This window comes from Burkholderia pyrrocinia, assembly GCF_022809715.1.
In the GTDB taxonomy this organism is placed as follows: domain Bacteria; phylum Pseudomonadota; class Gammaproteobacteria; order Burkholderiales; family Burkholderiaceae; genus Burkholderia; species Burkholderia pyrrocinia_C.
In genome coordinates this window covers 2,938,680-2,963,332 of the sequence record NZ_CP094460.1, presented here as the reverse complement: position 1 = coordinate 2,963,332, position 24,653 = coordinate 2,938,680, and the positions used below count along the sequence as shown (strand labels likewise).

Here is a 24,653-nt window from a genome sequence, read left to right as displayed (position 1 = left end):
GGCCGGAACGGCGTCGCGCTCCCCGGCGTGCCGTCAGTCGCGCGGCGCGCGCGCGATGCGCGAGATCAGTTGCGGCGCGATCCGCTCGAGCGGCAGGATCGCCGATGCCGCGCCGATCGCCGCGGCCGCTTTCGGCATCCCGTAGACGGCGCTGGTCGCCTCGTCCTGCGCGATCGTGTAGCAGCCTTTCGCGCGCATCGCCTTCAGGCCGAGCGCGCCATCGCGCCCCATGCCCGTCAGCAGCACGCCGAGCGCCTCGCCCTGCCAGCCGTCGGCGACGCTGTTGAAGAACACGTCGATCGACGGCCGGTACGGCGTCTCCACCGGATGCCGCGTATAGCCGAGCACCCCGCGCGGCGACAGGTACAGGTGATCGTTGGTCGCCGCGAGCAGCACCTCGCCGGCCTGCGGCACGCTGCCCTGCCGCGCGACGCGCACGGGAAGCCGCGTGTAGCCGTCGAGCCATTCGGCCATCCCGAGCGCGAACGCCTGGTCGACGTGCTGGACGATCACGATCGCAGCCGGGAAATCGGCCGGCAGCGCGCGCAGCAGCGCGGTGAGCGCGGTCGGCCCGCCCGCCGACGCGCCGATCGCGACGAGCGTCGGCTGGCCGCGCGCGGGCGTCGGCCCCGGCGGCACGAGCGCCGCGGTACGGCTTTCGAGCAGCCGGCCGATCTGGTCGATCTTCCCGAGCAGCGCCTGCGGCGATGCGTCGGTCGACAGCCCCAGCGCAAGCGTCGGCGTGTCGACCGCGTCGAGCGCGCCCGCGCCCATCGCCTCGTAGACCGACGACGTGTTCGCGCTGACGCTGACCGTCACGATCAGGATCGCGCACGGTGCGCGCGCCATGATCTGCCGCGTCGCCGCCACGCCGTCGACCTTCGGCATCACGAGATCCATCAGCACGAGATCGGGCGGATGGGCGATGCAGAAATCCACGGCCTCGTCGCCGTCGGTCGCGACCCACAGCACGCGGTGGTCCGGCCGCAGCGCAAGCACGCGGCGCAGCGCCTCCACGGCCAGCGGCAGGTCGTTGACGATGCCGATGTTCATCCGCGCGCACCCCCGATCAGGTCGTGCACGGCATCGAGCAGCGCCTCGTCGTGGAAGCTGCTCTTCGCGAGGTAGTAGTCGGCGCCGGCATCGAGCCCGCGGCGGCGATCCTCGTCGCGATCCTTGTACGACACGATCATCACCGGCACGCGCTTGAGCATCGGATCGCCCTTGATCAGCGTGACGAGCTCGATGCCGTCCATCCGCGGCATGTCGACATCAGTGACAACGAGATCGAATGCATCGCTGCGCACCGCGTTCCAGCCGTCCATCCCGTCGACCGCGACGGTCACGTCGTAGCCGCGCTTTTCCAGCAGCTTGCGTTCGAGCTCGCGCACCGTCAGCGAATCGTCGACGACGAGCACGCGGCGGCGCCGGTCGACGAGCGCGAACTGCGGGTCGCGCTTGAGCCGCGCGAGCTGCCCGCCGCGCACGAGCTTGTCGACCGAGCGGATCAGGTCCTCGACGTCGACGATCAGCACGGGGTCGCCGTTCTCGAGCAGCGCGCCGGCCGCGATGTTCTGGATCTTGTGCAGGCGGCTGTCGAGCGGCTGCACGACGAGCATCCGTTCGCCGAGGAAGCGGTCGACGGCGACGCCGTACAGCTCGGGCTCGCCGCCGACGACCACGACCGCCGTGCTCCCGCGCGCCCCGTTGGGTTCGCCCGCATCGAGCAACTGGTGCGCGGCGACGAGGCCCGCGCGCCGGCCGTCGAACGGAAAATGCGGCTGCCCTTCGAGTACGTCGATATCGTCGTGCGCGAGCTCGAGCGTGCGGCGCACGTGTGCGAGCGGGAACGCATACGGTTCGCCACCGACTTCGACGAGCAGGCTGCGGATCACCGACAGCGTGAGCGGCAACTGCAGCACGAAGCGCATGCCCGCGCCCGGCTCGTTGAAGATCCGCACCGCGCCGCGCACGCCGCGCACCATCTCCTGCACCGCGTCGAGGCCGACGCCGCGACCCGATACGTCGGTCACCGCATCGCGCATCGAGAAGCCCGGCAGCAGCAGGAATTCGAGCAGTTCGGGATCGGACAGCCGCGCGGCCGTCTCGTCGTCGGTCAGGCGCTGGCGCACGACGGCCGCGCGCAGCGCGTCCATGTCGACGCCCGGCCCGTCGTCGATCACGCTGACGAGCAGCGAGCCGGCGCTGTGGCGCGCCTCCAGCGTCACGCTCGCCTCGGCCGGCTTGCCGCGCGCGAGCCGCGCGTCGGGCGACTCGACGCCGTGGTCGATCGCGTTGCGCAGCAGGTGGCCGAGCGGCGCGTCGAGCAGGTCGAGGATGTCGCGGTCGACCTGGGTGCCCTCGCCGACGATCGAGAAGCGCACCTGCTTGCCGAGCGAGCGCGCGAGATCGCGGACGATGCGCGGATACGCGCGCGTCGCATCGCCGAACGGCCGCATCCGGCATTGCAGCGCCTCGTCGTAGAGCTGCTCGGCGATATGCGTGCTGCGCCGCTCGAAGCGATCGAATTCGTCCATGCGCTCGGCGAGCGAACGCTGCAGGTCATTGAGCATGTGCCGCACTTCGTTCATCGACGCGAGCATGCCCGCGTCGAGATCGTCGGCGAACTGTTCGTACATCAAATCGAGCGAACGGGCGGCGTCGCGCTGCGCACGCTTCACGCGCAGCATCGATTCGGCGAACGGCTTGAGCCAGCGCGATTCGACCAGCGATTCGCCGGACAGGCTCAGCAGCCGGTTCAGCGTATCGGCGCGCACGCGGCGCATCGCGCCGGCGCCGGCCACGCGGCCGGCCTGGACCGGATCGGGCACCGTGCCCGACACCGCGAGCGGCGGCACCGTGGCGCCGGCCCCGACGGACTCGTTCGCGGCGCCGTCGTGCTCGCGATACGGCACGGCCGACGGCGGCACGACGGCCGCCTGTATCGTCTGCGCGGCATCGGCGCCCGTCAGCGCCGCCGCGAACACGTCGATCTCGGTCGGCGACACGGGCGCCCCTTGCGGATCGCCGACGCGCACCAGCAGGTCGACGCCGGCGAGCAGCACGTCGACGTGCGTGGCCGTCAGCGCGATCGTGCCGGCCTGCGCGGCGACGAAGCATTCTTCCATCCGCCCCGCGATGTCGACGCCGAGCGGCACGCCGACGATGCGCGCGGCGCCCTTCAGCGAATGCGCGGCGCGCATGCACGCCTCGAGCGCGACGGCATCGGGTTCGCCCGATTCGAGCGCGAGCAGCCGCTCGGACAGCGCCTGGGTCTGCGTGCGCGTCTCCTCGCGATACAGCTCGAGCAGCGACAGGTGGCTCAGATCGTCGTCGCCGCTCATCGCATGCTCCGTGTCACGGCATCGAACAGGCGATCGTCGTCGAGCAGGCCCACCGACTTGCCGCGCCACGACAGCACGCCGCGCGACAGGCCGGCGCTCGCACGCCCGACCGTCGCCGGCACGGGCACCCAGTCGGATGCGCCGAAGCGCAGCACGCCTTCGACTTCGTCGACCGGAAACACGACCGGTTCGCCCTGGTGCGCAGCCACCAGCAGCCGCGTGAAACGGCCGTCGCCACCGCCGTTGCCGCCCTTGCCTGCGTCGAGGCCGAGCAGCGCGCCGATCGAGATCGCGATGCGCAGCGTGCCGCGGATGTTGACCACGCCGCGCACGGCCGAATTGCGGCGATGCGGCAGCGAATGGATCGGGCGCGTGCCGGCGATCTCGCGCAGCACGCCGATCGGCAGCGCGAGCCATTCGTCGGCCACGCGAAACGCCAGCGCCGCGTGGCGCGTATCGCCGTCGTCGTCGCGCACGCTCGTCGCGCGGAACGCGCTCATCCGGCGTGTCGCGTCGGCCATCTCGGCGTCGCCGAGCGGACGCTCGAGCAGCTTCGCCGCGTGATACGCGTAGACCGGGCAGTTCAGGCAGCGCTGGCAGTCGGCCAGCCGCTCGCACGAGCGGTCGCCGTGCGTGCCGATCCGGTTCCAGCAATCGTCGACGTCGATCGTCGTGTCGTCAGTGGCAGCGGCGTCGCGGTTCATGGGTTCCTCTGGTCATCGCGGTGTCGGTCCCGATCCCGTATTCGTGTCAGCCGGCCGAGCGCCGTGCGCGCTCGAGCAGCCATTGCGCGCCCGCGCGATCGCCGCCGACGTCGAGCAGCGTCGCGAGATGGGTCAGCGCCTCGTGGTGCGTGGGCCGCAGGTACAGCGCCTTCCGGTAGAAGTCGCCGGCTTCCGCCGCGCGCCCGCGCGCATCCGCGATCAGCCCGTTCAAGTAGAACGCGTCGGCATGCGGCCCGACGCGCGCCGAGAACTGCGCGAGCACGCGTTCGGCCTCGTCGAACGCGCCGGCGTTCGCGAGCGCCTGTGCCTCCTCGAGCGTCGGCGCGACGTCTTCGGCGACCGGCGCGGCCGCTTCGACCGTCGCCACCGACCGGTCGGCCCGTGCATCGAGCGCGGCCGTGCGCACCGCGGGCGACGGCGCCGCGAACGGCTGCGGCCTGCCGCCGAGCCAGACCGGCGGCGCGACGGCCAGCACCGGGCGCGTCGCCACGAGCGGCGCAACGGTAAAGCGCTCCGTGCGCCGGTCCGCCGCCGCGGACAACGGCGCCGCGGCCCGGGCCGCGCTCGCCTCGGCCGCCGCACCGGCAGACTCGCGATGAAATGCGAACGCGAGCGGCACGCGCGCCGAGCGCATCCCGTGCCGCATCGCGACGCCCGTTTCGGCCGGCCCGACGAACAGCATGCCGTCGTCGGCGAGGCACGCGTCGAGCGAGCGGATCACGCGATCCTGCGCGTCGCGGTCGAAGTAGATCAGCACGTTGCGGCAGAACACGAAATCGTAGCGAAAGCCCGTATCGGCGATCGGTTCGACGAGGTTCGCGTGCCGGAACTGCACGCACGCGCGCACGCGCTCGTCGAGCAGCCAGCCGTCGGCGGCCGGCGTGAAGTAGCGCGCGCGAAATTCCGTCGCGGTGCCGCGAAACGCATTGCGCCCGTAACAGCCGAGCCGCGCCTGTTCGATCGCGCGCGCGCTGAGGTCGATCGCGTCGATCGTGAAGCTGGCCGGTCCGAGCCCCGCGTCGAGCAGCGCCATCGCCGCCGAATACGGCTCCTCGCCCGTCGAGCACGGCGCGCTCAGTACGCGAATCACGCGGCCGGGCGTCGCGGCGAGCCGTTCGGCCGCCAGCCGCGCGAGCGTCGCGAAGGCCTCGCGGTCGCGGAAGAACCACGTCTCGGGCACGACGAACAGCTCGATCAGCGCACGCCGCTCGTCGGCCGACGCGTTGAGCTGCTGCCAGTACGCATCGAGCGCGTCCTGCGTCACGGGCGGCCGCGCCGCCGACGGCAGGCGCTCGCCGTCCGCCTGCAACGCATGCACACGCTCCGTCAGCGCACGGATCAGAAAATCGTTGCCGAGCGAATCGGGGTCGATGCCGGTCTCGCGCAGCAGCCAGCCGCGAAATCGCGATTCGGACTCTTTCATGCGGACTCCTTCCCGTGGCCCGGCAGGCCATCGAACAGATACAGGCGCGCAACGTCGTCGATCAGGTCGGCTACCGACACCTGCTGCACGACACCGGCGGGCGTGTTCGCGACGAGCCCGAGCCAGCGCGTGCGCGCGGTCGAGATGCCGCTCGCGCGGAATGCCGCGCGATCGATCCGCATCGTCTGCGTCGCGCGCTCGACGATCAGGCCGATCACGCGCTCGCCGTCCGCGTGGCCCGCGCGATAGCGCACCATCACGAGCCGCGTCGAGCGCAGCGCATGCGCACGCCGCCCGAGCGCGAGCATCGGCACGTCGATCACCGGCACCGGCTGGCCGCCGCGCATCAGCAGCCCGGCGATCCATTCGGGTGCGCCGGGCACGGCATTCGTGATCGCGAGCGGCAGCACCTCGTCGATGCCGGCCGCGTCGAGCGCATAGCGCCCGCCGTCGAGCTCGAACATCAGGAACAGCGCGTGTGCGCCGTTCTGCGGATCGGCGCGCGTCACGCGTCGACCTTGAAGCGCGACACGCTGGTGCGCAACTGGTTCGCGACGAGCGTCAGGTCGTCGATCGCCTGCGACGACTGGCGCAGCGACTCGGCGGTCTGCTGCGCGGCTTCCGACAGCTGCGACAGCGCCTGGGTGATCTGCTCGGCGCCGTTCGCCTGCGTCTGCATCCCTTCGTTGACCATCTGGAAGCGCGGCGCGAGCGTCTGCACCTCGGCGATGATCTGCGACAGCTGCCCGCCGACCTGCTGCACGTCGAGCATCCCGCGGCGCACTTCCTCGGAGAACTTGTCCATCCCCATCACGCCCGCCGACACGGCCGACTGGATTTCCTTCACCGTCTGCTCGATGTCGTAGGTCGCGACGGCCGTCTGGTCGGCGAGGCGGCGGATCTCCGTCGCGACGACCGCGAAGCCGCGGCCGTATTCGCCGGCCTTCTCGGCCTCGATCGCCGCGTTCAGCGACAGCAGGTTGGTCTGGTCGGCCACCTTGGTGATCGTCGCGACCACCTGGTTGATGTTCAGCGCCTTCTCGTTGAGGATCGCGAGCTTCGCGTTCACCGAACCGGCCGCGTCCATCACGCTGCGCATCGTCTCGCCCATCCGCGTGAGCCCGCTCTGGCTCACGCCCGCGAGCGTCGCCGACTGCTCGGCCACGCCGGCCACCTCGTTCATCGTGCGCAGCAGGTCGCGCGACGTCGCGAAGATCTCGCGCGAGGTCGCGCCGATCTCGGTCGTCGTCGCCGCGGTTTCGTTCGCGGTCGCCTGCTGCTCGCGCGACGTCGCCGCGATCTCGGCGACCGACGTCGTCACCTGCAGCGACGACTGCTGCGCGCGAGAGACGAGTTCGGTCAGCTCGTCGGCCATCCGGTTGAAGCCCGTCTCGAGCGTGCCGAATTCGTCGCGGCGGCGCAGGTCGAGGCGGCGCGTCAGGTTGCCGGTGCGCATCACGTCGTGCACCTCGACGAGCCGCGCCATCGGCACGGTGACCGAACGGTACAGCACGTAGCCGAGCCCGAGCGCGGACAGCAGCATGATCGCCAGCGCGGTCGCGAGCACGACCTCGGTATCCTGCACGGATTCGCGGATCAGCTTCGCGGACTGGTCGGCGAACTTGCGGTTTTCCTGCACCAGGACGTTCGCGTTGCGCACGACCTCGCCCCACACGGGCTGCACCTTCGCATAGGCCGCAACGGCCTCGTCGCGCGACATGCGGTGTTTCTGCACGGCTTCGTTCAGCAGCGGCAGGTAGCGGTCGTAGGAGCCGCGAAACGTCGCGAAGCGCTGACGGTCGTCGTCGCGGAACGTCGTGTTCTGGTATTCGACCGACAGCGACTCGACTTCCTTCAGCGCTTCGGAAATTTTCGCGAGATCGCGCTGCACGCCTTCGGGATCGGTGTCGACGAACGTTGCCTGCTGCAGCAGCGTGAACGATTCGTTCACCGAGCCGCGCAGCGACGACGCGAGGTAGACGCCGGGCAGCGAGTCGCGCTCGATGCTGACGGCTTCGCTGTTGATCGCGCGCAGGCGCTCGTACGACACGCCGGCTGTCACCAGCATCAGCACGAACAGCACGCCGAAGCTGAGCAGGATGCGATTGCCGAGCGTCAGCCGGGCAGCGCCGATCGTCGGATGCAGGCTTTCATTGGTCGCACGGGGCGTCACGGTGGCCATGTTCGTTATGGGCTTTCTAAAATCAGCGTTGAAAAAATCCACGCCCGCCAGCGCGCCGGACGGCGCGCCACGAGCGCCTCGTGGTCGGAGGCGGACGACGCGGCGCCGGCGGGCCGCGCCGCGAAATCACCGCTCCGCTTGCGCCGGCAGTCGAAGCGCGACCATGAAGCCGCGCGCCGTATTGCGCATCAAAATCTGGCCGCGATGCCGCGCCGCCGTCGCGCGGACGAACGCGAGCCCGAGGCCGAAGCCGCTGCGCGCCGCGCCATGCGTGGATTCGAGCTGCACGAACGACTCGGTCGCGGCCGTGCGCTGCTCCGGTGCGATGCCGGCGCCGGTATCCTCGACGCCGATCAGCCAGGCGCCGTCCTCGCCGCTCAGCGTGCAGTGCACGTCCGTGCCGGCCGGGCCGTACTTCAACCCGTTGTCGATCAGGTTCGCGACCGCGCGCGTGAGCATCATGCGGTCGCCCATCGTCACGCACTCGGTATCGGGCACGTGCGCGACGACCCGGCTGCCGCACCCGGCCGCCTTCTCCCAAAGCTGGTCGACGGCATCGAGCACGATCTCGTTGAGACTCACGACCTCGTGCGCGCGGCGCTCGGATTGTGCGCGGGTCAGGTGGATGAAACCGTCGGCGAGCGCAAGCGCACGCCGCGCATGGCCGGCGATGCGCTCCATGATCGCCGGCATGTCGCCGTATTCGGTCCGGTAGACGTCGAGCAGCGCGAGGATCGACGTCTGCGGCGAACGCATGTCGTGCGACAGGAAATCGAGCGCCTCGTCGCGCTGCCGCGACATCAGATACGAATTCGAGTGATAGCGGATCCGCGCGGTCAGCTCCATTGCGTCGGGGAGCTTCACCAGATAGTCGTTCGCGCCGGCGATGAACGCCTCGCGCTTGACGATCGGCTCCTCCTTCGCGGACAGCACGATGATCGGCACCCGTGCGGTGCCGGCGTTTGCGCGCCATGCGCGAACGAGATCGAGGCCGTCGATGTCCGGCATCACGAGATCCTGCAGGATGACCGTCGGCTTCACGTCGCGCGCGACCGTCATCGCCCGGTGCGCGTCGGTGCACACGTGCAGGTCGATGTCGTGTTCGCTGCGCAGCGCGCGGCGGATCACTTCGCCGACGAACGGTTGATCGTCGACGAGAAGGACCGAAAGCCCCGATTCAAGACAATCCGGGGCATTATCACCGCTCGATTCTTTCATAAATACAGTTTCAAACGCCGAATCTCCAATCGATTCTTTCATAGGAGTTGTTTATCCGACTTGGACACTATCTTATATTGGCGGCTGATAAACCCCGCCTGATTCTGCCGATTTGGCCTGTCGGCACTGCCTTGCGGGGCGTCGGGCGCCGATTTTCCCCGTCGACGACCGCATTACCTCCGCATTCTTTCTCTCAATAAACATAACCGGCTGATTCTAAATGAAATTAGAACACAGCATCTATCTCCTTCCGGTTTAGTTTTGCCAAATATGCGGAAAGAGCCGCAATCAGATAAATCGGATCATTTCCGGATTCGAAAGACGATAACGTTTGCGCGGCCGGCACGGCGAGGTTTGCATGCGCTGCAAGGCTCGGTCGCGACACGTATTGGGGCCCGATGCAAATGCATCGAATCGGCCGGAGGAAGGGAGAAAAAATGCGGCGCGCGGGCGAGGATCGCCCCGTACGCGCAGCGGGCCGGCGGAAGCCGGCCCGCGTGATGGCGGTGCGGCCCGCCTACCCGCGCGCGTGCTGCGCGGACACTTCCTGCAGGTCGAGATCGCGTTCGAGCATGTGCAGCATCTCGTCGTGGATGCGGCCCGAACGATGCAGACGCAACAGTTCCGCGCGCCCGGCCTTGATCGCGGCCAGCACCACGTCGTAGTGCGCAATGCGCACTTCCGCCGGATACGCGGGTTCGTTCTTCGTCCGCTCGGTCAGTTCCGCGCGATACGTGTATTGCTCGAGCAGGCGCGGATGGATCACCACGCCGTTCTCGTCGTGCACGAGCGGCTGGATCGCCGCGAGTTGCGCGGCCTCGACGTACGCCCACGTCTGCGGCTCGGTCAGGTGATGCGCGGCGCGCTCTTCGCGTTGCGGCAGGCGCAGCAGCCGGATCAGCGGCCCGATCGTCGTACCCTGCAGCAGCACCGTGACGAGGATCACCGCAAACGACGCGACCAGGATCACGTCGCGGCCGGGCATCGCCTCCGGCAGCGACAGCGCGATCGCCAGCGTGACGACGCCGCGCATCCCGGCCCAGCTCATGATCGTCGCGGCCTTCCAGTCGGGCGCGTCGCCGCGCCGCGCGATGCCGCGCACCGGCCACTTCAGCGCCTCGACCGCGTAGATCCACACGAAGCGCGACACGATCACCGCCGCCAGCACCGCGAGCACCGGCGGCACCATCGTGGCGAGCACCTGCTCGAAGCCGCCGAGCCGGTGCATCGCGCCGCGCAGCGACAGCCCGATCAGCACGAACACCATCGCTTCGAGCAGGAACACGATGACCTGCCAGAACGCGGTGCCGCGCGTGCGCACGGCCGCCGAGAACACCTCGTGCTGGTGCCAGCCGATGATCATGCCGGCCGTGACGGTCGCGATCACGCCCGACACCTCGACCATTTCGCCCGCGATATACGCGATCCAGCCGGCGATCACCGCGACGGTGATCACGAGATAGTCGTCGTCGAGCAGCTTCAGGAACCACACGACGAGCCTGCCGACCACGAAGCCGACCACCACGCCGCCGAGCCCGAGCTCCGCGAAACGCACGACCGCGTGCTCGAGGCTGAACGCGCCGGTCAGCGCGGCCGCGACCGCGAAGCGGAACAGCACGAGGCCGGCCGCGTCGTTCAGCAGGCTCTCGCCTTCGAGCAGCACCATCAGCCGGCGCGGCAGCGCGACACGTTCGAGCACGGCCTTCGCGGCGACCGCATCGGGCGGCGACACGATCGCGCCGAGCGCGAAGCACGCGGCCCACGGCAGCGCCGGCACGACCCAGTGCACGGCGAAGCCGACCGCGAACGTCGTGAATACGACCGCGCCGATCGCGAGCAGCAGGATGCCGCCGACGTTGCGCTTGAACTCCTCCCACACGGAGAAGTACGCGCCGTCCATCAGCAGCGGCGGCAGGAACACCAACAGCACCAGTTCGGGATCGAGGTCGATCGGCGGCAGGCCGGGAACGAACGCGATGCCGATGCCGCCGATCAGCAGCGCGGCCGCGGGCGGCAGCCGCAACCGCTTGGCGATGCATTCGAGCGCGACGATCGCCAGGAATGACAACAGAACCAGCTTGAATGCCGAGACGGGAGACATGAATCGACCTCGTGAAGAATGAATTCGCGCTTTCCGGCGTCGTACCCCGGTCGGCAGTTTGGCGCGATTACATCACGATGCGATGCCCGCAGTCGAGCGCGTTCGGGAGGCCCGCCACGCGGCACGGGCTCGATGCCGGCCCGGTGCGCGCGCCGCGATGGAAAACGGCACGCGGGCCGGCACGATCGCCCGCCCGCGTGCCGTCGCGGCACCGCGCTGCCCGCCCCGCGTTACCGGCGCCGCACGACCATCAGCCGCGGCTCGGTCATGTCCTCGATCGCGTAGCGGATCCCTTCGCGGCCGAGACCCGAATCCTTCACGCCGCCGTACGGCATGTTGTCGACGCGGAACGACGGCACGTCGTTGATCACGACCCCGCCGACCTCCAGCTCGTCCCACGCGCGCTGCGCATGCGTGAGCGAATCGGTGAACACGCCGGCCTGCAGCCCGAAATCGCTGTCGTTCACGCGCGCGAGCGCGTCGTCGAACCGGTCGAACTTCTCGAGGATCGCGACGGGGCCGAACGCCTCCTTCCGGTACAGGTCCTGCTCGCGCCCGACGTTTTCCAGCAGCGTCGCCTCGAACATCGCGCCGTCGACCTTGCCGCCCGCGACGATCTTCGCGCCCGCCGCGACGGCCGCATCCATCCAGCCCGACAGCCGGCGCGATTCGGATTCGGAAATCATCGGGCCGACGAACGTCGACGGATCCTTCGGATCGCCCATCTTCAGCGAACGCGTCTTCGCGATCAGCTTCTCGCGCAGCGCATCGTAAAGATCGGCATGCACGAGGATCCGCTGCACGCCGATGCAGCTCTGGCCCGACTGGTAGTACGCGCCGAACGCGAGACGCTCGACCACGTAGTCGAGCCGGTCGCGCTGGTCCGCATCGACGATCGCGGCCGCGTTGCCGCCGAGCTCCAGCACGACCTTCTTCTTGCCGGCCTTCTCCTTCAGCGCCCAGCCGACGGCCGGCGAGCCCGTGAACGACAGCAGCTTGAAGCGCTCGTCGGTCGTGAACAGATCGGCGCCGTCGCGATGCGCGGGCAGCACCGAGAACGCGCCCTTCGGCAGGTCGGTTTCCGCGAGCACCTCGCCGATGATCAGCGCGCCGATCGGCGTGCGGCTCGCGGGCTTCAGCACGAACGGGCAGCCGGCCGCTAGCGCGGGCGCGACCTTGTGCGCGGCGAGGTTCAGCGGGAAGTTGAACGGCGAGATGAACGAGCACGGGCCGACCGGCACGCGCTTCGTGTAGCCCGTATAGCCCTGCGCACGCGCGGAGATCTCGAGGTTGATGATCTCGCCGTCGATACGCACCGATTCCTCGGATGCGACGCGGAACGTATCGATCAGCCGCGTCACTTCGCCCTTCGAATCGTTGATCGGCTTGCCGGCCTCGATGCACAGCGCCTCGGCCAGCTCGTCGAAACGCTCGCGAAAGCGTGCGACGCAATGGTCGAGCACGGCCTGCCGCTTGAAGGCCGGCAGCTCGCGCATCGGCTTCGCGGCGTCGACCGCCGCGCCGATCGCCGCATCGATCGCCTTCGCGTCGGCCAGCGCGACGCGCGTTGCGACCTTGCCGCTGAACTTGTCCGTCACTTCCAGATCGGTGTTCGCGTAGACGGCCTCGTTGGCGAGGTAGTACGGATAGGTATCCTTCAACATGGAACGACTCCTTCCTGTGAACGGGGAATTCAGAGTTGCGCCGACAGCCGCTTGATCTCGCGGTTCAGCACGCGCTCGTTGTCCGAATAGTCGATCGGCACGTCGATCACGTGCACGCCCGGCGCCGAGAAGCACTCGCGCAGCAGCGGTTCGAGATCGTCGGCCGATTCGACGCGATGCCCGTGCGCGCCGTAGCTTTGCGCATACGACACGAAATCGGGGTTCTGCAGCGTCATCGCGAAATCGGGGAAGTTCATGTTCTCCTGCTTCCAGCGGATCATCCCGAATGCGTCGTCGCGCAGGATCATCACGACGATGTCGAGCTTCAGCCGCACGGCCGTTTCGAGCTCCTGCGAATTCATCATGAAGCCGCCGTCGCCGCACACGGCGATCACCTTGCGCTGCGGATGCACGATCTTCGTCGCGATCGCCGACGGCAGGCCCGCGCCCATCGATGCGAGCGCGTTGTCGAGCAGGAGCGAGTTCGGCTCGTGTGCGCGCCAGTAGCGCGCGAACCAGATCTTGTACATGCCGTTGTCGAGGCAGACGATCCCGTCGGCCGGCAGCGCGTCGTACAGGTCGTTGACGATGCGCACCGGGTACATCGGGAAGCGCGGGTCGCGCTGGCCCTTCTGCAGGTGCGCGTCGAAATGCTCCTTGATCATCGCGAAGCGCACGAAATCCCAGTGCGGCTGCGGGACGATCGCTTCCGTCATCTGCCACACCGCGTTCGCGATGTCGCCAACCACCTCGATCTGCGGAAAATAGACGGGATCGACCTGCGCACCGAGGAAGTTCACGTGGATCACGGTCTTGTCGTCCGCGTGCATGAAGAACGGCGGCTTCTCGATCACGTCGTGGCCGACGTTGATGATGCAGTCCGCATGCTCGATCGCGCGGTGCACGAAGTCGCCGTCGGACAGCGTAGCGTTGCCGAGCCACAGCGGGTGCGTCTCGTCGATCACGCCCTTGCCCATCTGCGTCGTGAAGAACGGGATACCCGTCTTGTCGACGAATTCGCCGAGGATCTTGCGGGTCGTCTTGCGATTGCCGCCCGCGCCGATCATCAGCAGTGGATGGCGCGCGGCCTGGATCGCGTCGACCGCGTGCGCGACCGCCTTCTCCTCGGCCACCGGCCGCCGGCTGTAGCTGCGCGGGATCGGCTTGCCGTCGCCTTCCTCGTGCGCGATGTCTTCCGGCAGCTCGAGGTGCGCGGCGCCCGGGCGCTCTTCCTCGGCGCGGCGGAACGCCTCGCGCACGGCCGACGGGATGTTGCCGATCGACACGATCTGCCGCGTGAACTTCGTGAGCGGCTGCATCATGCCGACCACGTCGACGATCTGGAAGTGACCCTGCTTGCTTGACTTGATCGGCTTCTGCCCGGTGATCATCAGCATCGGCATCCCGCCGAGCTGCGCATACGCGGCGGCCGTCACGAGGTTCGTCGCGCCGGGCCCGAGCGTCGCGAGACACACGCCGGTGCGGCCCGTCAGGCGGCCGTAGGTGGCGGCCATGAAGCCGGCCGCCTGCTCGTGCCGGGTCAGCACGAGCTTGATCTTCGATCGCCGCAGCGATTCGAGCAGATCGAGGTTCTCTTCGCCGGGAATGCCGAACACGTACTCGACGCCTTCGGCTTCCAGCGCCTTCACGAACAGATCCGATGCTTTCATGGGGGACTCTCGGTTATGCCGCCTGCCCGGCCTACGGACACGCGGCGTACATGACGCGCGCCGGCCTACGGCACGCGGACGCTTTACCTACTGGACACAGACCACGGCACTTCCCGCCGCGCAACACGCAACGCGCGGCGGTGCCTCCGGATACCGGAGGACGAACAGACCCGCCCGTATGCGGCAGGCGCGCACGGGCGGCAAAGACGTTTTTGATTGTAGACGGATTCGAAAGATTTCGACTTCGGCCGAACGGCCATTTGGCGCCCAAACGAAGCAGGCGGCCCTAATGTGGCGACTACGGAATAGCCCGATACATCTGTGAACCATGGTTGACATACTGCAATCAATGCCCTACAGTGCGCCTACGTATAGCATCCGGACCACCGACGTCTTCGACGCATGGTTTGCCGGCCTGCAGGATCGCGTCGCGAAGCGCCGCATCCAGGCGCGCATCGACCGCCTGTCGATGGGCAATCCGGGCGACTGGAAATCCGCCGGCTCGCCGGTCGTCGAGATGCGTATCGACCATGGCCCCGGTTATCGCGTCTACTACGTCCGGCGCGGAACGATCTGGGTCATCCTGCTCTGCGGCGGCGATAAATCGACGCAACCAGCCGACATACGCGCCGCGCACGCGATGCTTGCGCATCTCGACATGGAGTGATCGATGGACAAGATCAGCACCCGGCCATGGGATTCGGCCGACCATCTGCAAACCGAAGACGACATGGCCGATTACTTCGAGGCCTGCCTGCAAGAGGCCGGCGACGATCCGGCCTTCATCGCGCACGCGCTCGGCGTGATCGCACGCGCTCGCGGCATGTCGCAGGTCGCGCGCGATGCGGGCCTGTCGCGCGAAGGGCTGTACAAGGCGCTGTCGCACGACGGCAACCCGAGCTTCGGCACGATCCTGAAGGTCATCAAGGCGCTCGGCCTGCAACTGCACGGCTCGAAAGCGCGCGCGTGATGCACGGGCGCGCGGCATCGCGCCCTTTCCGCGATGTCCGTGGCCGCATCAATGCAGCCACCCGGCCGCCCAGCGCGGCACCAGCGACACCAGATACAACCCGAGCCCGATCAGCCGTCGACGCAATGGGTCGTCCGAATGGCATAGCGGCCCCGTAAAGACAATGTGCGCCCCTATACTCGTCGGGACGACAGAGACCAGCCCGCATGCATTGGCGATGCCTGTCATCACGCGTTGACCTCACCCATTCCCGATCATTCAGGTTTCCTATTGGTCGTTTCTCGCGACGGCGCTTCGACGTACGCATCGTCGAAACCATTTCACCCTTATTGACGTATTACGCAAAACGTAATACGATGCCCGTAATGATCAGATCGTTCCGATGCAAGGATACCCAGTTGTTGTTTGCTGGAGCATCGCCCAGGCATTTCCGCACGATCGAAACCGTTGCCACCCGGAAACTGCAAATGGTCGCCGCTGCGAAAGAACTGCGCGATTTACGGGCGCCTCCTGGCAACCGGCTCGAAGCGTTGCAAGGCGATCGGGAAGGCCAGCACAGCATCCGCATCAACGAGCAATAGCGGATCTGTTTCGAATGGAGCGACGATGGCCCCACCCAGGTCGAGATCGTCGACTATCACTGACTGGAGCCTCGCATGCTCAAGAATGGAATGCGCCCGATTCATCCGGGTGAAATCCTGCGGGAAGAGTTTCTCGTGCCGCTGGAAATGAGCGTCAACGCGCTGGCGCTCGCGTTGAACGTGCCGGCGACACGCTTGCACGAAATCGTCAAGGAACGGCGTGGAATCACGGCCGATACGGCTTACCGGCTCGCGCGCTACTTCGATACGTCGCCGGAATTCTGGCTGAACCTGCAAGCCGCTTACGATCTCAAGACGCTGCCAACGCGCAGCGAGATCGACCGCAAGGTCGAACCGCGCGAACGCACGCACGCGTAAGCACACCGGCCGTCGTTCGCGGGCGTGGCCGCATCAATGCAGCCACCCGGCCGCCCAGCGCGGCACCAGCGACACCAGATACAACCCGAGCCCGATCAGCCCGCCGACCAGCGTGCCGTTGATGCGGATGTACTGCAGATCCTTGCCGATGTTCAACTCGATCTGCCGCGACATCTCGCGCGCATCCCAGTTGCGCACCGTGTCGCGAATGTGACGCATCAGGAAATCGGCGAAATCCGGCGCCATCTCGTGCACGGCCTTCTCGATATGCTCGTTCAGCGACGCGCGCAGTGCCGGGCTCTCGGCGAGCCGCGCGCCGAGCCAGCCGCCGAGCGTCGCGGCCTGCCGGTGCAGCGTCGAATCGGGGCGTGCGAGATCGGCCTTCAGCCATGCGCGCAACTGGTCCCACAAGTCGCGCGCATACTCGTTGAACGCATCGCCGTCGCGGATGTAGCGCCTGATCTCCTCGCCCTTTTCGATGAACGCGGGATCGTGCTTCAGCCGCTCGGTCAGCCGCGCGACCGTCCGGTCGAAGCGCTGCCGCAACTCGTGCTCGGGATCGGCCGCCACGCCTTCCAGCACGCGGCTCACCGCACTGGCGAGCATCCGCGCGCCGTTCTCGCCGAACCACTGCGTCGGCATGATCTTCTCGACCTTCGGGTACTGCGTCTTCAGCCATTCGACGATGAAGCCCGCGATCACCTCGCGGTTCTCCTCCTTGTCGAGCACGTCGACCACCTGTTCGATCGCATCGTCGAGCAGCGCCTGGTGGCGGCCGTCCTTCGTCAGCGTGTCGAGGATCGCGCCAACCGATTGCGACAGGTCGACCCGGTCGATCACCGCGCGAAACGCGTCGTGGACGAACGACTGGATCCGCGCGTCGTCGGTCATGTCGAGTGCGAAGCTCATCAGCTTCGTCACATAACCGCCGAGCGCGTCGGTGTTCGCCGGCTCGCCGAGCCACGCGCCGAGTTTCTGCGCGGGATCGTGCTGGCGGATCTGCGCGGCAAGCGCGTCGGGGCCGAGGAACTTCTCGCGCACGAACACCGCGAGGTTGTCGGCGATCTTGTCCTTGTTCTTCGGGATGATCTCGGTATGGCGCGACACGAACGGGATCGGCACGCGGCGGAACAGCGCGACGACCGCGAACCAGTCGGCGAGCGCGCCGACCATCGCGGCCTCGGCCACGGCCTTGAAGCCGTCGACCCACGGGCCGCGCGGCAGCAGGATCGTCGTGACGAACACCGCGACCGCGGCCAGCAGCAGCCATAGCGCGCGGCGCTTGCTTCGTTTCAGTTCGAGGGCTTTGTCTGGCGGCATGGAGGACGGGCGGATCGGCGATGCCGCTAATATCCCCGATTTCGCGTCAACCGACAAACGCGCGAGCCGAGCCGGCCCGCGCGCCCGGCCGTTACAGGAACGTCTTCAGGTTCACCGCCGGATCGGCGAGTTTCACCGGATCGGGCACCGCCCCGCCGCGATCAGCCGGCGCGATGCGCCGATGTCGCGCCCCAGGTTCGCCGCGGCCACCGCGACGATCTTGCCGTCGTCGCCCAGCCCGAACACCGTGAACGGCCCGCTCGCCGGATCGCCGCGCACGACGGTCGTGCGTTCGCTGCCGAACAGCCCGAGCATCTGCAGGTTGCAGTCGTACTGATCGGACCACAGCCACGGCAACTCGGCATAGGCTTCGTCCGCGCCGAGCAGGTTCGCGGCCGCGACGGCCGGCTGGTTTTCGGCGACCTGCCACGATTCGATCCGCACGTGACGCCCGAGCAGCGGATTGAAGTGCATCGTCACCTCGCCCGCTGCGAAGATCGCGGGATCGGTCGTACGACAGCCCGCATCGACGCGTATCCCGTTGTCGACGTCGAGCCCGGCCGCCTGTGCAAGCTCGACATTGGGCACGACACCGATGCCGACCACGACGATATCGGCCTGCACGTCGCCGCGATCGGTCTCGACGATCGCACCGCCGGACGGCGCACGACGAATCGCACGCGGCAGCGTCGCCACCTGAAACACCACGCCGCGCGCGTCGTGCAACTGACGCGCATACGCGCCGACGACTTCCGGCAACGCACGTTGCAGCAATCGGGGAGCAGGATCGATCACCGTCACGTCGCAACCGAGCTGGCGCGCCGCTGCCGCGACCTCGAGGCCGATGAACCCGCCGCCGAGCACCGCGACGCGGCGGCCCGGCGCAAGCTTCGCGCGCAACGCACGCGCATCGTCGACGGTGCGGACGTAATGCGGCTCGACACCTTCGTCGATCGCGCCGCCGAACGTGCGCACCCGCGAACCCGTCGCGAGCACGAGCCGCGCGTACGGCAGCGTCGTACCATCATCGAGCCGCACGCGCTGTGCGTCGCGCTCGATCGCCTCGACACGTGTGCCGAGCCGCAGCTCGATGCGCTGCGTGTCGTACCACGCCGCGTCGCGCACGAACGCGCGCTGCTCGCCGCCGTCGCTCATCAGCGCATCCTTCGACAGCGCGGGCCGGTCGTACGGCAGCTCGCGCTCCGCGCCGATCATCACGATGCGCGCGGCGGCATCGCGTTCGCGCAGCGCTTCGGCCGTGCGCCGGGCCGCGTGGCCCGCGCCGACGATCACGAACGGATCAGCCGACATTGACTTCCACCTGCCCGTCGACGATCCGGAGCGGATAGGTCCGCACCGGCTCGGTGATCGGCGCGCATTTCGGCGCACCGGTGCGGATGTCGATCAGCCCCTGGTGCAGCGGGCATTCGACGCAACCGTCCTCCACATAACCTTCGGACAGCCGCGCATGGCCGTGCGTGCACAGGTCGTGCATCGCGAACAGTTCGTCGCCGATCCGGAACACGGCGATCGGCTTCTGGCCGGCGACACGCGCTGCCGGCTCGTCTTCGGAGAATTCGTCGAAAGCGCCGAGTGGATGCCACTCGGCGAGCGTTGCTTCGGTCATGTCGGTTCCTTGCTTCGTCAGATCGGGGTTGCGAGCAGCGTCTGCACGCGCGACGTGTCGTAGATCACGCGCTTGGTCTTGTAGCGCAGCCCGTCGGGCGTGCGCACGACCGTGTCGTAGTACTTGCCGGCCTGGTATACGTTCGACTCGCCGTTGCTGCGCGTCTGCACGACCACGTAGTTGCTCTCGGTGTCGATCTCGCCGTCGCGTTCCGCGACGATCGTCAGGCCCGACGTCATGTGCCGGTACGTGTGCTCCTCGAAGATGTTCGCGTGCCGCAGCGACACCACGCGGTCGCGCAGCATCCGCTGGTTCGTGCAGTGGACGATCCCGACCGGCAGCCCGAGATCCGCGTTCTCCTTCGGCACGATTTCGTATGTGCAGTCCTCGGTGAACATTTCCGGCCAGTGTTCGAGCCGGTCGTTGTCGAGGTGCCCGATGTAGCGGTTCTGGAGCATGTAAATCTCGAACCACGTCTTCATGTCTTCCGTCATTTCTCGCTCCCGCTTCAATAGCCCATCAGCTTCTGGTAGCCGACCCAGAACTTGCGGATCAGGCTTTCGGTGATCACCGTGTCCTGCTGGTCCGGATTGCCGCGCGACATCTCGATCACCGACGTCGCATCGCCGTCGCGCACGGTGCCGCGCTGCACGAGCTCGGTCGCCTCCGTATCCTCCATCGAGATATAGCCGGCCGGCCCGACGAGGTTCGCCTGCTTGATGCGCAGCGCGCGCAACTCGGGCGTGTCGTCCGCATAGCCGAAGAAATGGAAGATCAGCTCGAAGTTGTCGGGGCCCTTCGGCAGGATCTGTCGCGCGACCAGCGTGTTGTGGATCTGCTGGATCACGAGCTGCGGGAAGATCGGCTGGATATGGTTCGTGCAGTCCTCGTCGTATTCCGATACGAGATCGAGGATCGATTCGTCTTCGAGGTGGAAGCCCTCGTCGAACGAACGGATGTTCTGCTGCTTGTACGCGGCCGACGTGTCGTCGTTCGTCTTCGTCACCGTGATGATGCTGTGCAGCCCGTGGTTCGCGTCCGGAATCGAACGCGCCTTCATCCCGACGCGGAAGATGTTGAAGGTCGTATGGAACAGGTGCAGCATGCTCGCGTGATACGGGTCCTTCACGTTCTCCATGTACAGCTTCCAGTTCGACTTCGAATACTGGCGCGTGCAGCCGAGATACTCGATCGGCTTGTGGAAGATCCGGTCGATCCACGGGCGCATCTGTTCGCCGAGATAGTCGGGCAGCGGCATCACGTCGTCGCTGAAGGTCGCGAACACCAGCCCGCGATAGCTGTCGACGCGCAGCTTGCGCAGCCCGTGCTGCTTCGGATCGAAATCCGCCGGCATCCCGGTCATTCCCTTCTGGCCGCGCCGGAACGGCACGCCGAGCAGGTTGCCCGTGTTGTCGAAGCTCCACTGGTGATACACGCACGTGTGCGAGGTCGCGTTGCCGCGCGACTTGCGGCACACCTGCGCGCCGCGGTGCGCGCAGCGGTTCACCCATGCGGCAAGCGTGCCGTCCTCGGCACGCGTGACGACCACCGGCGTGTCGCCGACGAACGTGCTCTTGAAGTCGCCGGCGTTCGGGATTTCCGCCTCCAGTGCGACGAAGTTCCACGTCGGCCCGCGGAAGATGCGTTCCTGCTCGCGGTCGTAGACGGCACGCGAGCTGAACACCTTGTACGGCACGCGCGAGCCGTCGTCGTGCGGAAAGCTCACGTCGGATGCGTCGTCGCGCGCGGCGAACACGACGGGCGATTCTGTCTGCTCCATGTCGGACTCCTGGTCGTTCCGTTTCATTAACAAGATGGGGTCCATTTTTGGAAGGCTAATATTCGCCGTCTATCCGGAAAGTGCGATTGCGGCGATGCAATATCCACTTTCGGCGGATTTCTGAGCTAGCATGACGGCACATACGATGCGGCACTTGATCGAGACCCATTCGTCGGATCGAAGTGCGCCGTCCACAATCAGGCTGATGCCCATGTCCCCAACGTCGTTCGAGCCGCTCGCGCTGCGCGCGCACCGGCTGTTCGAATCCCGCGATCTCGACGAGACGCGCGAGCGGATCTCGCGCGTGATGCAGCCGCACGCGCTGCTGCCGAACGGCCGCGTGCACGGCGCGTCGCACATGGATTTCGTCAAGCTCGGCGGGCTCGGGATCGGCACGATCGCGTTCGGCGACGCGATGCGCGTGCAGGTCGACGCGGTCGATGGCTATTACCTGCTGATGTTCTGCCTGTCCGGCCAGGCCGAGGTGCGTGCGATGGGGCGGCAGCTCGGCGTCGACGGCCAGACCGGCGTGCTGTGCGCACCCGGCGAGCGCTTCGACGCGGTGCTGTCCGCCGATTGCGAGCAGTTCGTGCTGCGCATCGACGCGGCGACCGTCGGCTCGCTGACCGGCGACCCGCGCGCAATGCTCGACCCCGTGCTGCACATCAGCGACGCCGCGCTCGCCGCGTGGCGCCAGCAACTGATGCTCGTCGCGCGTTCGCCCGAACTGCTCGAACGCGCGAACGCGAACCCGCGCGTCGCGTCGCAGCTCGAGCACCTGCTGATCGACCTGCTGATCGAAGGCCACCCGCCGTCCGTGCTGCACGCGTCGCACCGCGACCCGGCGCCGGGCTTCGTGCGGCGCGCGCAGGAATTCGTGAACGCGCACTACGCACAGGCGCTGCAGCTCGCCGATATCGTCCGCGCCGCCAACGTGCCGGAACGGACGCTGCGCGACGCGTTCCTGCAGTTCCGCGGGATGAGCCCGATGCAATACCTGCGCGCGACGCGGCTCGACCATGCGCGCGAGCTGCTGCGCGGTGCGGCGTCCGACCGGCGGATTGCCGATGTCGCGCTCGATTGCGGGTTTACCCACCTCGGGCGGTTCGCGATCGCGTACCGGGAGAAGTTCGGGGAATCGCCGTCGGAGACGCTCGACGGGAAACGGTGACGCCGGAACCGCATCGGCACGCGCTCGTATCGCTCCACGCGGCTCGTTGTATTTCCCTGGACGTCTTGCCGATCGCCATCGGCACAACTCGCGTCTTCCACCCGCGCCGGAATTGACGGCCGGTTGCATGTTCTGCGGTAGCCCCGACGCTCACCCCGGCAGTCCGCGCCCCGGCGCGGCGTCGTACGCGGCATCCGCAGACGGCCGGCGCACGTTGTCGAGCCGGGCCGACGCGCACGCCAGCGCGCGTTCGACCTGCTCGATCATCGTACGGGTAGCCTCGCTGCACGGACTCGCGCGCAACAAAAGCCCCAACCACTCCAACCGCCGGGCGAGCATCGGCACGATCAGCGTTCGAACGATCAGCCGCTGATCCCGGTCCGACGGATTAAAACGCGCACATGCGTCGACGAGCGCATCGAGGGTGAGTGCGGCACGGGTCGGACACGTCAAGACGTTCATGGGTGGATACTCCCCGTCGCAGCAGGGTGCGGACCGCTATCCCGATCAAAAGGCATTCCATTCCGCGGACCCGCCCGGCATCTGTGCGGTCAGCGCCCCGCCAGTGGCGCAACCACGGGCGGTTTCGCGGGCACGGGCGAACGCGCCGGCGCGGACACCATCGTGGCGGTCGCATCGACGGGGTTCGGGGCGAGCTTGAACGCCGACATCGCGTCCTGCAGATGGCCGGCCTGCTCTTCGAGCGAATGCGCCGCCGCGGCCGCCTGCTCGACGAGCGCCGCGTTCTGCTGCGTCACCGTATCCATCTGCTCGATCGCCAGATTGACCTGCTCGATCCCCTGGCTCTGCTCCCGCGACGCGGCCGCGATTTCGGCGACGATATCGGACACCTGCTTGATCGCCAGCTTCACCTGCCCCATCGTCGCGCCAACGCCCGTGGCCTGCTGCGCGCTGTCCCGGATCATCGACACCGACGCGCCGATCAGCTCCTTGATCTCCTTCGCGGCCGCCGCCGAGCGCTGCGCGAGGCTGCGTACCTCGCTCGCGACCACCGCGAAGCCGCGCCCCTGCTCGCCTGCGCGCGCCGCTTCCACCGCGGCGTTGAGCGCGAGGATGTTGGTCTGGAACGCAATGCCCTCGATCACGCCCGTGATGTCGGAAACCTGGCTGGAGCTGCTGCTGATCTGCTCGATCGTCGCGACCATCTTCTGCATGGCATCGTTGCCGGCATCGGCCATCCCGGTCGCGCGCGTCGCGAGCGTATTGGCCTGCTGTGCGTTGTCGGCGTTCTGCTTCACGGTCTCGGTCAGTTGCGTCATGCTCGACGCGGTTTCCTCGAGCGACGCGGCCTGCTCTTCCGTGCGGGCCGACAGATCGGAATTGCCGCTCGCGATCTGGCGCGACGCGACCGCAACCGCTTCCGCGCTGCGCTTGATGCCGCGCACCGTCGTACCGAGCTGTCGATCCATCGTCGCCAGCGCACCGAGCAACCGGCCGAATTCGTCGTGCGAATCGATGTCGATCCGGTTGTCCAGCGTGCCGCCGGCGATTTCGTCGGCCACGCGTACGGCCTTTCCGAGCGGAGTCGAGATGTGCCGCAGCAGGTGCGCGGACACCCACACCGCGATCAGCACGCCGATGCCGATCAGGCCGATCGCAATCCATAAAATGATCCTGAATGTCGACGCGCTATCGTCGACGAACGATTTCGCCTGGTCGATGTTCAGTGCAATGTCGTCGTCGAGCGCCTGCTTGAGCGCGCCTGCGGCCGGCGACAGCCTGTCGATCGCCGCAGCGGCTGCGTCGTAGTCCCCGCCGCTCATAGCTGTGACCGCTTCGCCCACACCCGCTCCGAAGCGCGGCAGCACGCCACGGATCCGGTCCGCGATCTGACGCTCCTTGTCGCTCGTGATCGATTCGCCGTAGTAGCGGTTCCAGATCGTGTCGAGACGGCCTTGCTCGGCACGAATCTCGTCGATCCCTCTGCGGGTCCGCTCGGGATCGCGCGCGGCCTGCACCCGGCGCATCTGAAGCTGCATCCCGAATGTGGCGGCGCGGATTTCCGATAATTCGCTGATCGGCAGCGTATTGCCTGCATAAGCGCTATGGACGTTCGAATTCAGCCTCGACAGGCCGAATATGCCGAACACGCCGATTGCCGCCATTAACGCGACGCACGTAGCGAGCGCGAAAAAAATCCTGAACTTGATGCTTCTTTCAAATCGGCCCACGTTGCTCTCCTTGTAATGCTCCAGGTCGGTGCGGAACGGGAAACCCGTTCTCCAACCCTTGTTTACGGAAGGCAACACGGCCGATTTATCGGTCGATGATGGGATAGTAAAAACCATGCGCGGCAATAATCGAAATGCGCGCCGATAATCTTTTTCTCGTTAATCTGACCTCGAAGCATTCCGCGAGCACGCTTTTAAATTGATTCATGCAGGAAACAAACGCGGCCCGGCGTGCTGAATATCCTGAATAACGTGACATCGCGCCCCCTTCACCAAATTCGAATGGGGCATCGGGATAGACCGTTAG

General features: G+C 67.3%; 20 protein-coding genes and 2 pseudogenes. 5 read left to right on the top strand and 17 right to left on the bottom strand.

Going from position 1 to position 24,653, the window contains the following annotated elements; genetic code table 11:
• Nucleotides 1–33: 33 nt before the first annotated feature.
• The 10 genes from MRS60_RS30215 to MRS60_RS30170 all read right to left on the bottom strand — a co-directional run bounded on the left by MRS60_RS30215 (nt 34) and on the right by MRS60_RS30170 (nt 14,327).
• Nucleotides 34–1,053: a chemotaxis response regulator protein-glutamate methylesterase gene (locus MRS60_RS30215; protein WP_034185129.1), complete on the bottom strand. Its 1,020-nt coding sequence runs from the start codon at nt 1,051–1,053 to the stop codon at nt 34–36.
• Nucleotides 1,050–3,344: a hybrid sensor histidine kinase/response regulator gene (locus tag MRS60_RS30210; protein WP_243566221.1), complete on the bottom strand. Its 2,295-nt coding sequence runs from the start codon at nt 3,342–3,344 to the stop codon at nt 1,050–1,052. The genes MRS60_RS30215 and MRS60_RS30210 overlap by 4 nt, the downstream gene beginning before the upstream one ends.
• Nucleotides 3,341–4,048, bottom strand: a complete 708-nt coding sequence (locus tag MRS60_RS30205; RefSeq protein WP_034185127.1) for a chemotaxis protein CheW — start codon at nt 4,046–4,048, stop codon at nt 3,341–3,343. Before MRS60_RS30205 ends, MRS60_RS30210 begins: the two co-directional genes overlap by 4 nt.
• A gap of 46 nt (nt 4,049–4,094) precedes the next feature.
• The gene (locus tag MRS60_RS30200) at nt 4,095–5,492 is read right to left on the bottom strand and encodes a CheR family methyltransferase (RefSeq protein WP_243566220.1); all 1,398 of its coding nucleotides are present in this window, start codon (nt 5,490–5,492) and stop codon (nt 4,095–4,097) included.
• Nucleotides 5,489–6,001 carry a chemotaxis protein CheW gene (locus tag MRS60_RS30195; protein ID WP_243566219.1) on the bottom strand — a complete coding sequence of 171 codons (513 nt, stop codon included), beginning with the start codon at nt 5,999–6,001 and terminating at the stop codon, nt 5,489–5,491. The genes MRS60_RS30200 and MRS60_RS30195 overlap by 4 nt, the downstream gene beginning before the upstream one ends.
• Nucleotides 5,998–7,674: a methyl-accepting chemotaxis protein gene (locus MRS60_RS30190; RefSeq protein WP_243566218.1), complete on the bottom strand. Its 1,677-nt coding sequence runs from the start codon at nt 7,672–7,674 to the stop codon at nt 5,998–6,000. The genes MRS60_RS30195 and MRS60_RS30190 overlap by 4 nt, the downstream gene beginning before the upstream one ends.
• Nucleotides 7,675–7,800: 126 nt before the next feature.
• Complete coding sequence (locus MRS60_RS30185) at nt 7,801–8,934, bottom strand: hybrid sensor histidine kinase/response regulator (protein WP_279388972.1); 1,134 nt, start codon at nt 8,932–8,934, stop codon at nt 7,801–7,803.
• Between the two features lie 475 nt (nt 8,935–9,409).
• On the bottom strand, nt 9,410–10,993 hold the full coding sequence (locus MRS60_RS30180) for a Na+/H+ antiporter (RefSeq protein WP_175746400.1): 1,584 nt from the start codon (nt 10,991–10,993) through the stop codon (nt 9,410–9,412).
• Between the two features lie 230 nt (nt 10,994–11,223).
• Nucleotides 11,224–12,657 (bottom strand): aldehyde dehydrogenase family protein, encoded by a 1,434-nt coding sequence (locus tag MRS60_RS30175; RefSeq protein WP_034185121.1) that lies wholly within the window; start codon nt 12,655–12,657, stop codon nt 11,224–11,226.
• Between the two features lie 29 nt (nt 12,658–12,686).
• On the bottom strand, nt 12,687–14,327 hold the full coding sequence (locus MRS60_RS30170) for an acetolactate synthase large subunit (protein ID WP_243566216.1): 1,641 nt from the start codon (nt 14,325–14,327) through the stop codon (nt 12,687–12,689).
• Nucleotides 14,328–14,676: 349 nt separating this feature from the next.
• Between MRS60_RS30170 and MRS60_RS30165 the strand changes: the two genes are divergently transcribed.
• From MRS60_RS30165 to MRS60_RS30150, 4 genes and pseudogenes are all read left to right on the top strand, one after another.
• The gene (locus MRS60_RS30165; RefSeq protein WP_243566214.1) at nt 14,677–14,994 is read left to right on the top strand and encodes a type II toxin-antitoxin system RelE/ParE family toxin; all 318 of its coding nucleotides are present in this window, start codon (nt 14,677–14,679) and stop codon (nt 14,992–14,994) included.
• A gap of 3 nt (nt 14,995–14,997) precedes the next feature.
• The gene (locus tag MRS60_RS30160) at nt 14,998–15,297 is read left to right on the top strand and encodes an addiction module antidote protein (protein ID WP_034185118.1); all 300 of its coding nucleotides are present in this window, start codon (nt 14,998–15,000) and stop codon (nt 15,295–15,297) included.
• Between the two features lie 356 nt (nt 15,298–15,653).
• Nucleotides 15,654–15,941 (top strand): annotated as a pseudogene (locus tag MRS60_RS30155) (type II toxin-antitoxin system RelE/ParE family toxin).
• 12 nt (nt 15,942–15,953) lie between these two features.
• Entirely contained in the window at nt 15,954–16,256 is a 303-nt protein-coding gene (locus MRS60_RS30150; protein ID WP_034185116.1) for a HigA family addiction module antitoxin, read from the top strand.
• A gap of 33 nt (nt 16,257–16,289) precedes the next feature.
• Here the strand turns inward: MRS60_RS30150 and MRS60_RS30145 are convergent, their stop codons facing one another.
• From MRS60_RS30145 to andAc, 5 genes and pseudogenes are all read right to left on the bottom strand, one after another.
• Entirely contained in the window at nt 16,290–17,576 is a 1,287-nt protein-coding gene (locus MRS60_RS30145; protein ID WP_243566213.1) for a DUF445 domain-containing protein, read from the bottom strand.
• A gap of 91 nt (nt 17,577–17,667) precedes the next feature.
• A pseudogene (andAa, locus tag MRS60_RS30140) lies at nt 17,668–18,887 on the bottom strand (anthranilate 1,2-dioxygenase system ferredoxin--NAD(+) reductase).
• Nucleotides 18,877–19,203, bottom strand: coding sequence for an anthranilate 1,2-dioxygenase ferredoxin subunit AndAb (andAb, locus tag MRS60_RS30135; RefSeq protein WP_034185113.1), 327 nt, complete (start codon nt 19,201–19,203; stop codon nt 18,877–18,879). The pseudogene andAa and the gene andAb overlap by 11 nt, the downstream one beginning before the upstream one ends.
• 17 nt (nt 19,204–19,220) lie before the next feature.
• Nucleotides 19,221–19,697, bottom strand: a complete 477-nt coding sequence (andAd, locus tag MRS60_RS30130) for an anthranilate 1,2-dioxygenase small subunit AndAd (protein WP_014900133.1) — start codon at nt 19,695–19,697, stop codon at nt 19,221–19,223.
• Between the two features lie 14 nt (nt 19,698–19,711).
• Nucleotides 19,712–20,983: an anthranilate 1,2-dioxygenase large subunit AndAc gene (gene andAc / locus MRS60_RS30125; protein ID WP_034185205.1), complete on the bottom strand. Its 1,272-nt coding sequence runs from the start codon at nt 20,981–20,983 to the stop codon at nt 19,712–19,714.
• A 211-nt stretch (nt 20,984–21,194) separates the two neighbouring features.
• Here andAc and andR point away from each other — a divergent pair, with 211 nt between their 5' ends.
• Nucleotides 21,195–22,154, top strand: a complete 960-nt coding sequence (andR, locus tag MRS60_RS30120) for an anthranilate 1,2-dioxygenase regulatory protein AndR (protein ID WP_243566212.1) — start codon at nt 21,195–21,197, stop codon at nt 22,152–22,154.
• A gap of 150 nt (nt 22,155–22,304) precedes the next feature.
• Here the strand turns inward: andR and MRS60_RS30115 are convergent, their stop codons facing one another.
• Entirely contained in the window at nt 22,305–22,616 is a 312-nt protein-coding gene (locus MRS60_RS30115) for a hypothetical protein (RefSeq protein ID WP_131948026.1), read from the bottom strand.
• Nucleotides 22,617–22,705: 89 nt separating this feature from the next.
• Nucleotides 22,706–24,346, bottom strand: a complete 1,641-nt coding sequence (locus MRS60_RS30110; RefSeq protein WP_432207857.1) for a methyl-accepting chemotaxis protein — start codon at nt 24,344–24,346, stop codon at nt 22,706–22,708.
• Between the last annotated feature and the right edge of the window lie 307 nt (nt 24,347–24,653).

Excerpts from the sequence above, each read along its gene's own strand:
- andAd (WP_014900133.1), bottom strand. The coding sequence starts at position 19,697 with ATGACGGAAGACATGAAGACGTGGTTCGAGATTTACATGCTCCAGAAC.
- MRS60_RS30170 (WP_243566216.1), bottom strand. The coding sequence starts at position 14,327 with ATGAAAGCATCGGATCTGTTCGTGAAGGCGCTGGAAGCCGAAGGCGTC.
- andR (WP_243566212.1), top strand. The coding sequence starts at position 21,195 with ATGTCCCCAACGTCGTTCGAGCCGCTCGCGCTGCGCGCGCACCGGCTG.
- MRS60_RS30145 (WP_243566213.1), bottom strand. The coding sequence starts at position 17,576 with ATGCCGCCAGACAAAGCCCTCGAACTGAAACGAAGCAAGCGCCGCGCG.
- MRS60_RS30210 (WP_243566221.1), bottom strand. The coding sequence starts at position 3,344 with ATGAGCGGCGACGACGATCTGAGCCACCTGTCGCTGCTCGAGCTGTAT.
- MRS60_RS30180 (WP_175746400.1), bottom strand. The coding sequence starts at position 10,993 with ATGTCTCCCGTCTCGGCATTCAAGCTGGTTCTGTTGTCATTCCTGGCG.
- andAb (WP_034185113.1), bottom strand. The coding sequence starts at position 19,203 with ATGACCGAAGCAACGCTCGCCGAGTGGCATCCACTCGGCGCTTTCGAC.
- MRS60_RS30185 (WP_279388972.1), bottom strand. The coding sequence starts at position 8,934 with ATGAAAGAATCGATTGGAGATTCGGCGTTTGAAACTGTATTTATGAAA.
- MRS60_RS30115 (WP_131948026.1), bottom strand. The coding sequence starts at position 22,616 with ATGAACGTCTTGACGTGTCCGACCCGTGCCGCACTCACCCTCGATGCG.
- MRS60_RS30165 (WP_243566214.1), top strand. The coding sequence starts at position 14,677 with ATGCCCTACAGTGCGCCTACGTATAGCATCCGGACCACCGACGTCTTC.
- MRS60_RS30215 (WP_034185129.1), bottom strand. The coding sequence starts at position 1,053 with ATGAACATCGGCATCGTCAACGACCTGCCGCTGGCCGTGGAGGCGCTG.
- MRS60_RS30175 (WP_034185121.1), bottom strand. The coding sequence starts at position 12,657 with ATGTTGAAGGATACCTATCCGTACTACCTCGCCAACGAGGCCGTCTAC.
- MRS60_RS30205 (WP_034185127.1), bottom strand. The coding sequence starts at position 4,048 with ATGAACCGCGACGCCGCTGCCACTGACGACACGACGATCGACGTCGAC.
- andAc (WP_034185205.1), bottom strand. The coding sequence starts at position 20,983 with ATGGAGCAGACAGAATCGCCCGTCGTGTTCGCCGCGCGCGACGACGCA.
- MRS60_RS30150 (WP_034185116.1), top strand. The coding sequence starts at position 15,954 with ATGCTCAAGAATGGAATGCGCCCGATTCATCCGGGTGAAATCCTGCGG.
- MRS60_RS30160 (WP_034185118.1), top strand. The coding sequence starts at position 14,998 with ATGGACAAGATCAGCACCCGGCCATGGGATTCGGCCGACCATCTGCAA.
- MRS60_RS30200 (WP_243566220.1), bottom strand. The coding sequence starts at position 5,492 with ATGAAAGAGTCCGAATCGCGATTTCGCGGCTGGCTGCTGCGCGAGACC.
- MRS60_RS30190 (WP_243566218.1), bottom strand. The coding sequence starts at position 7,674 with ATGGCCACCGTGACGCCCCGTGCGACCAATGAAAGCCTGCATCCGACG.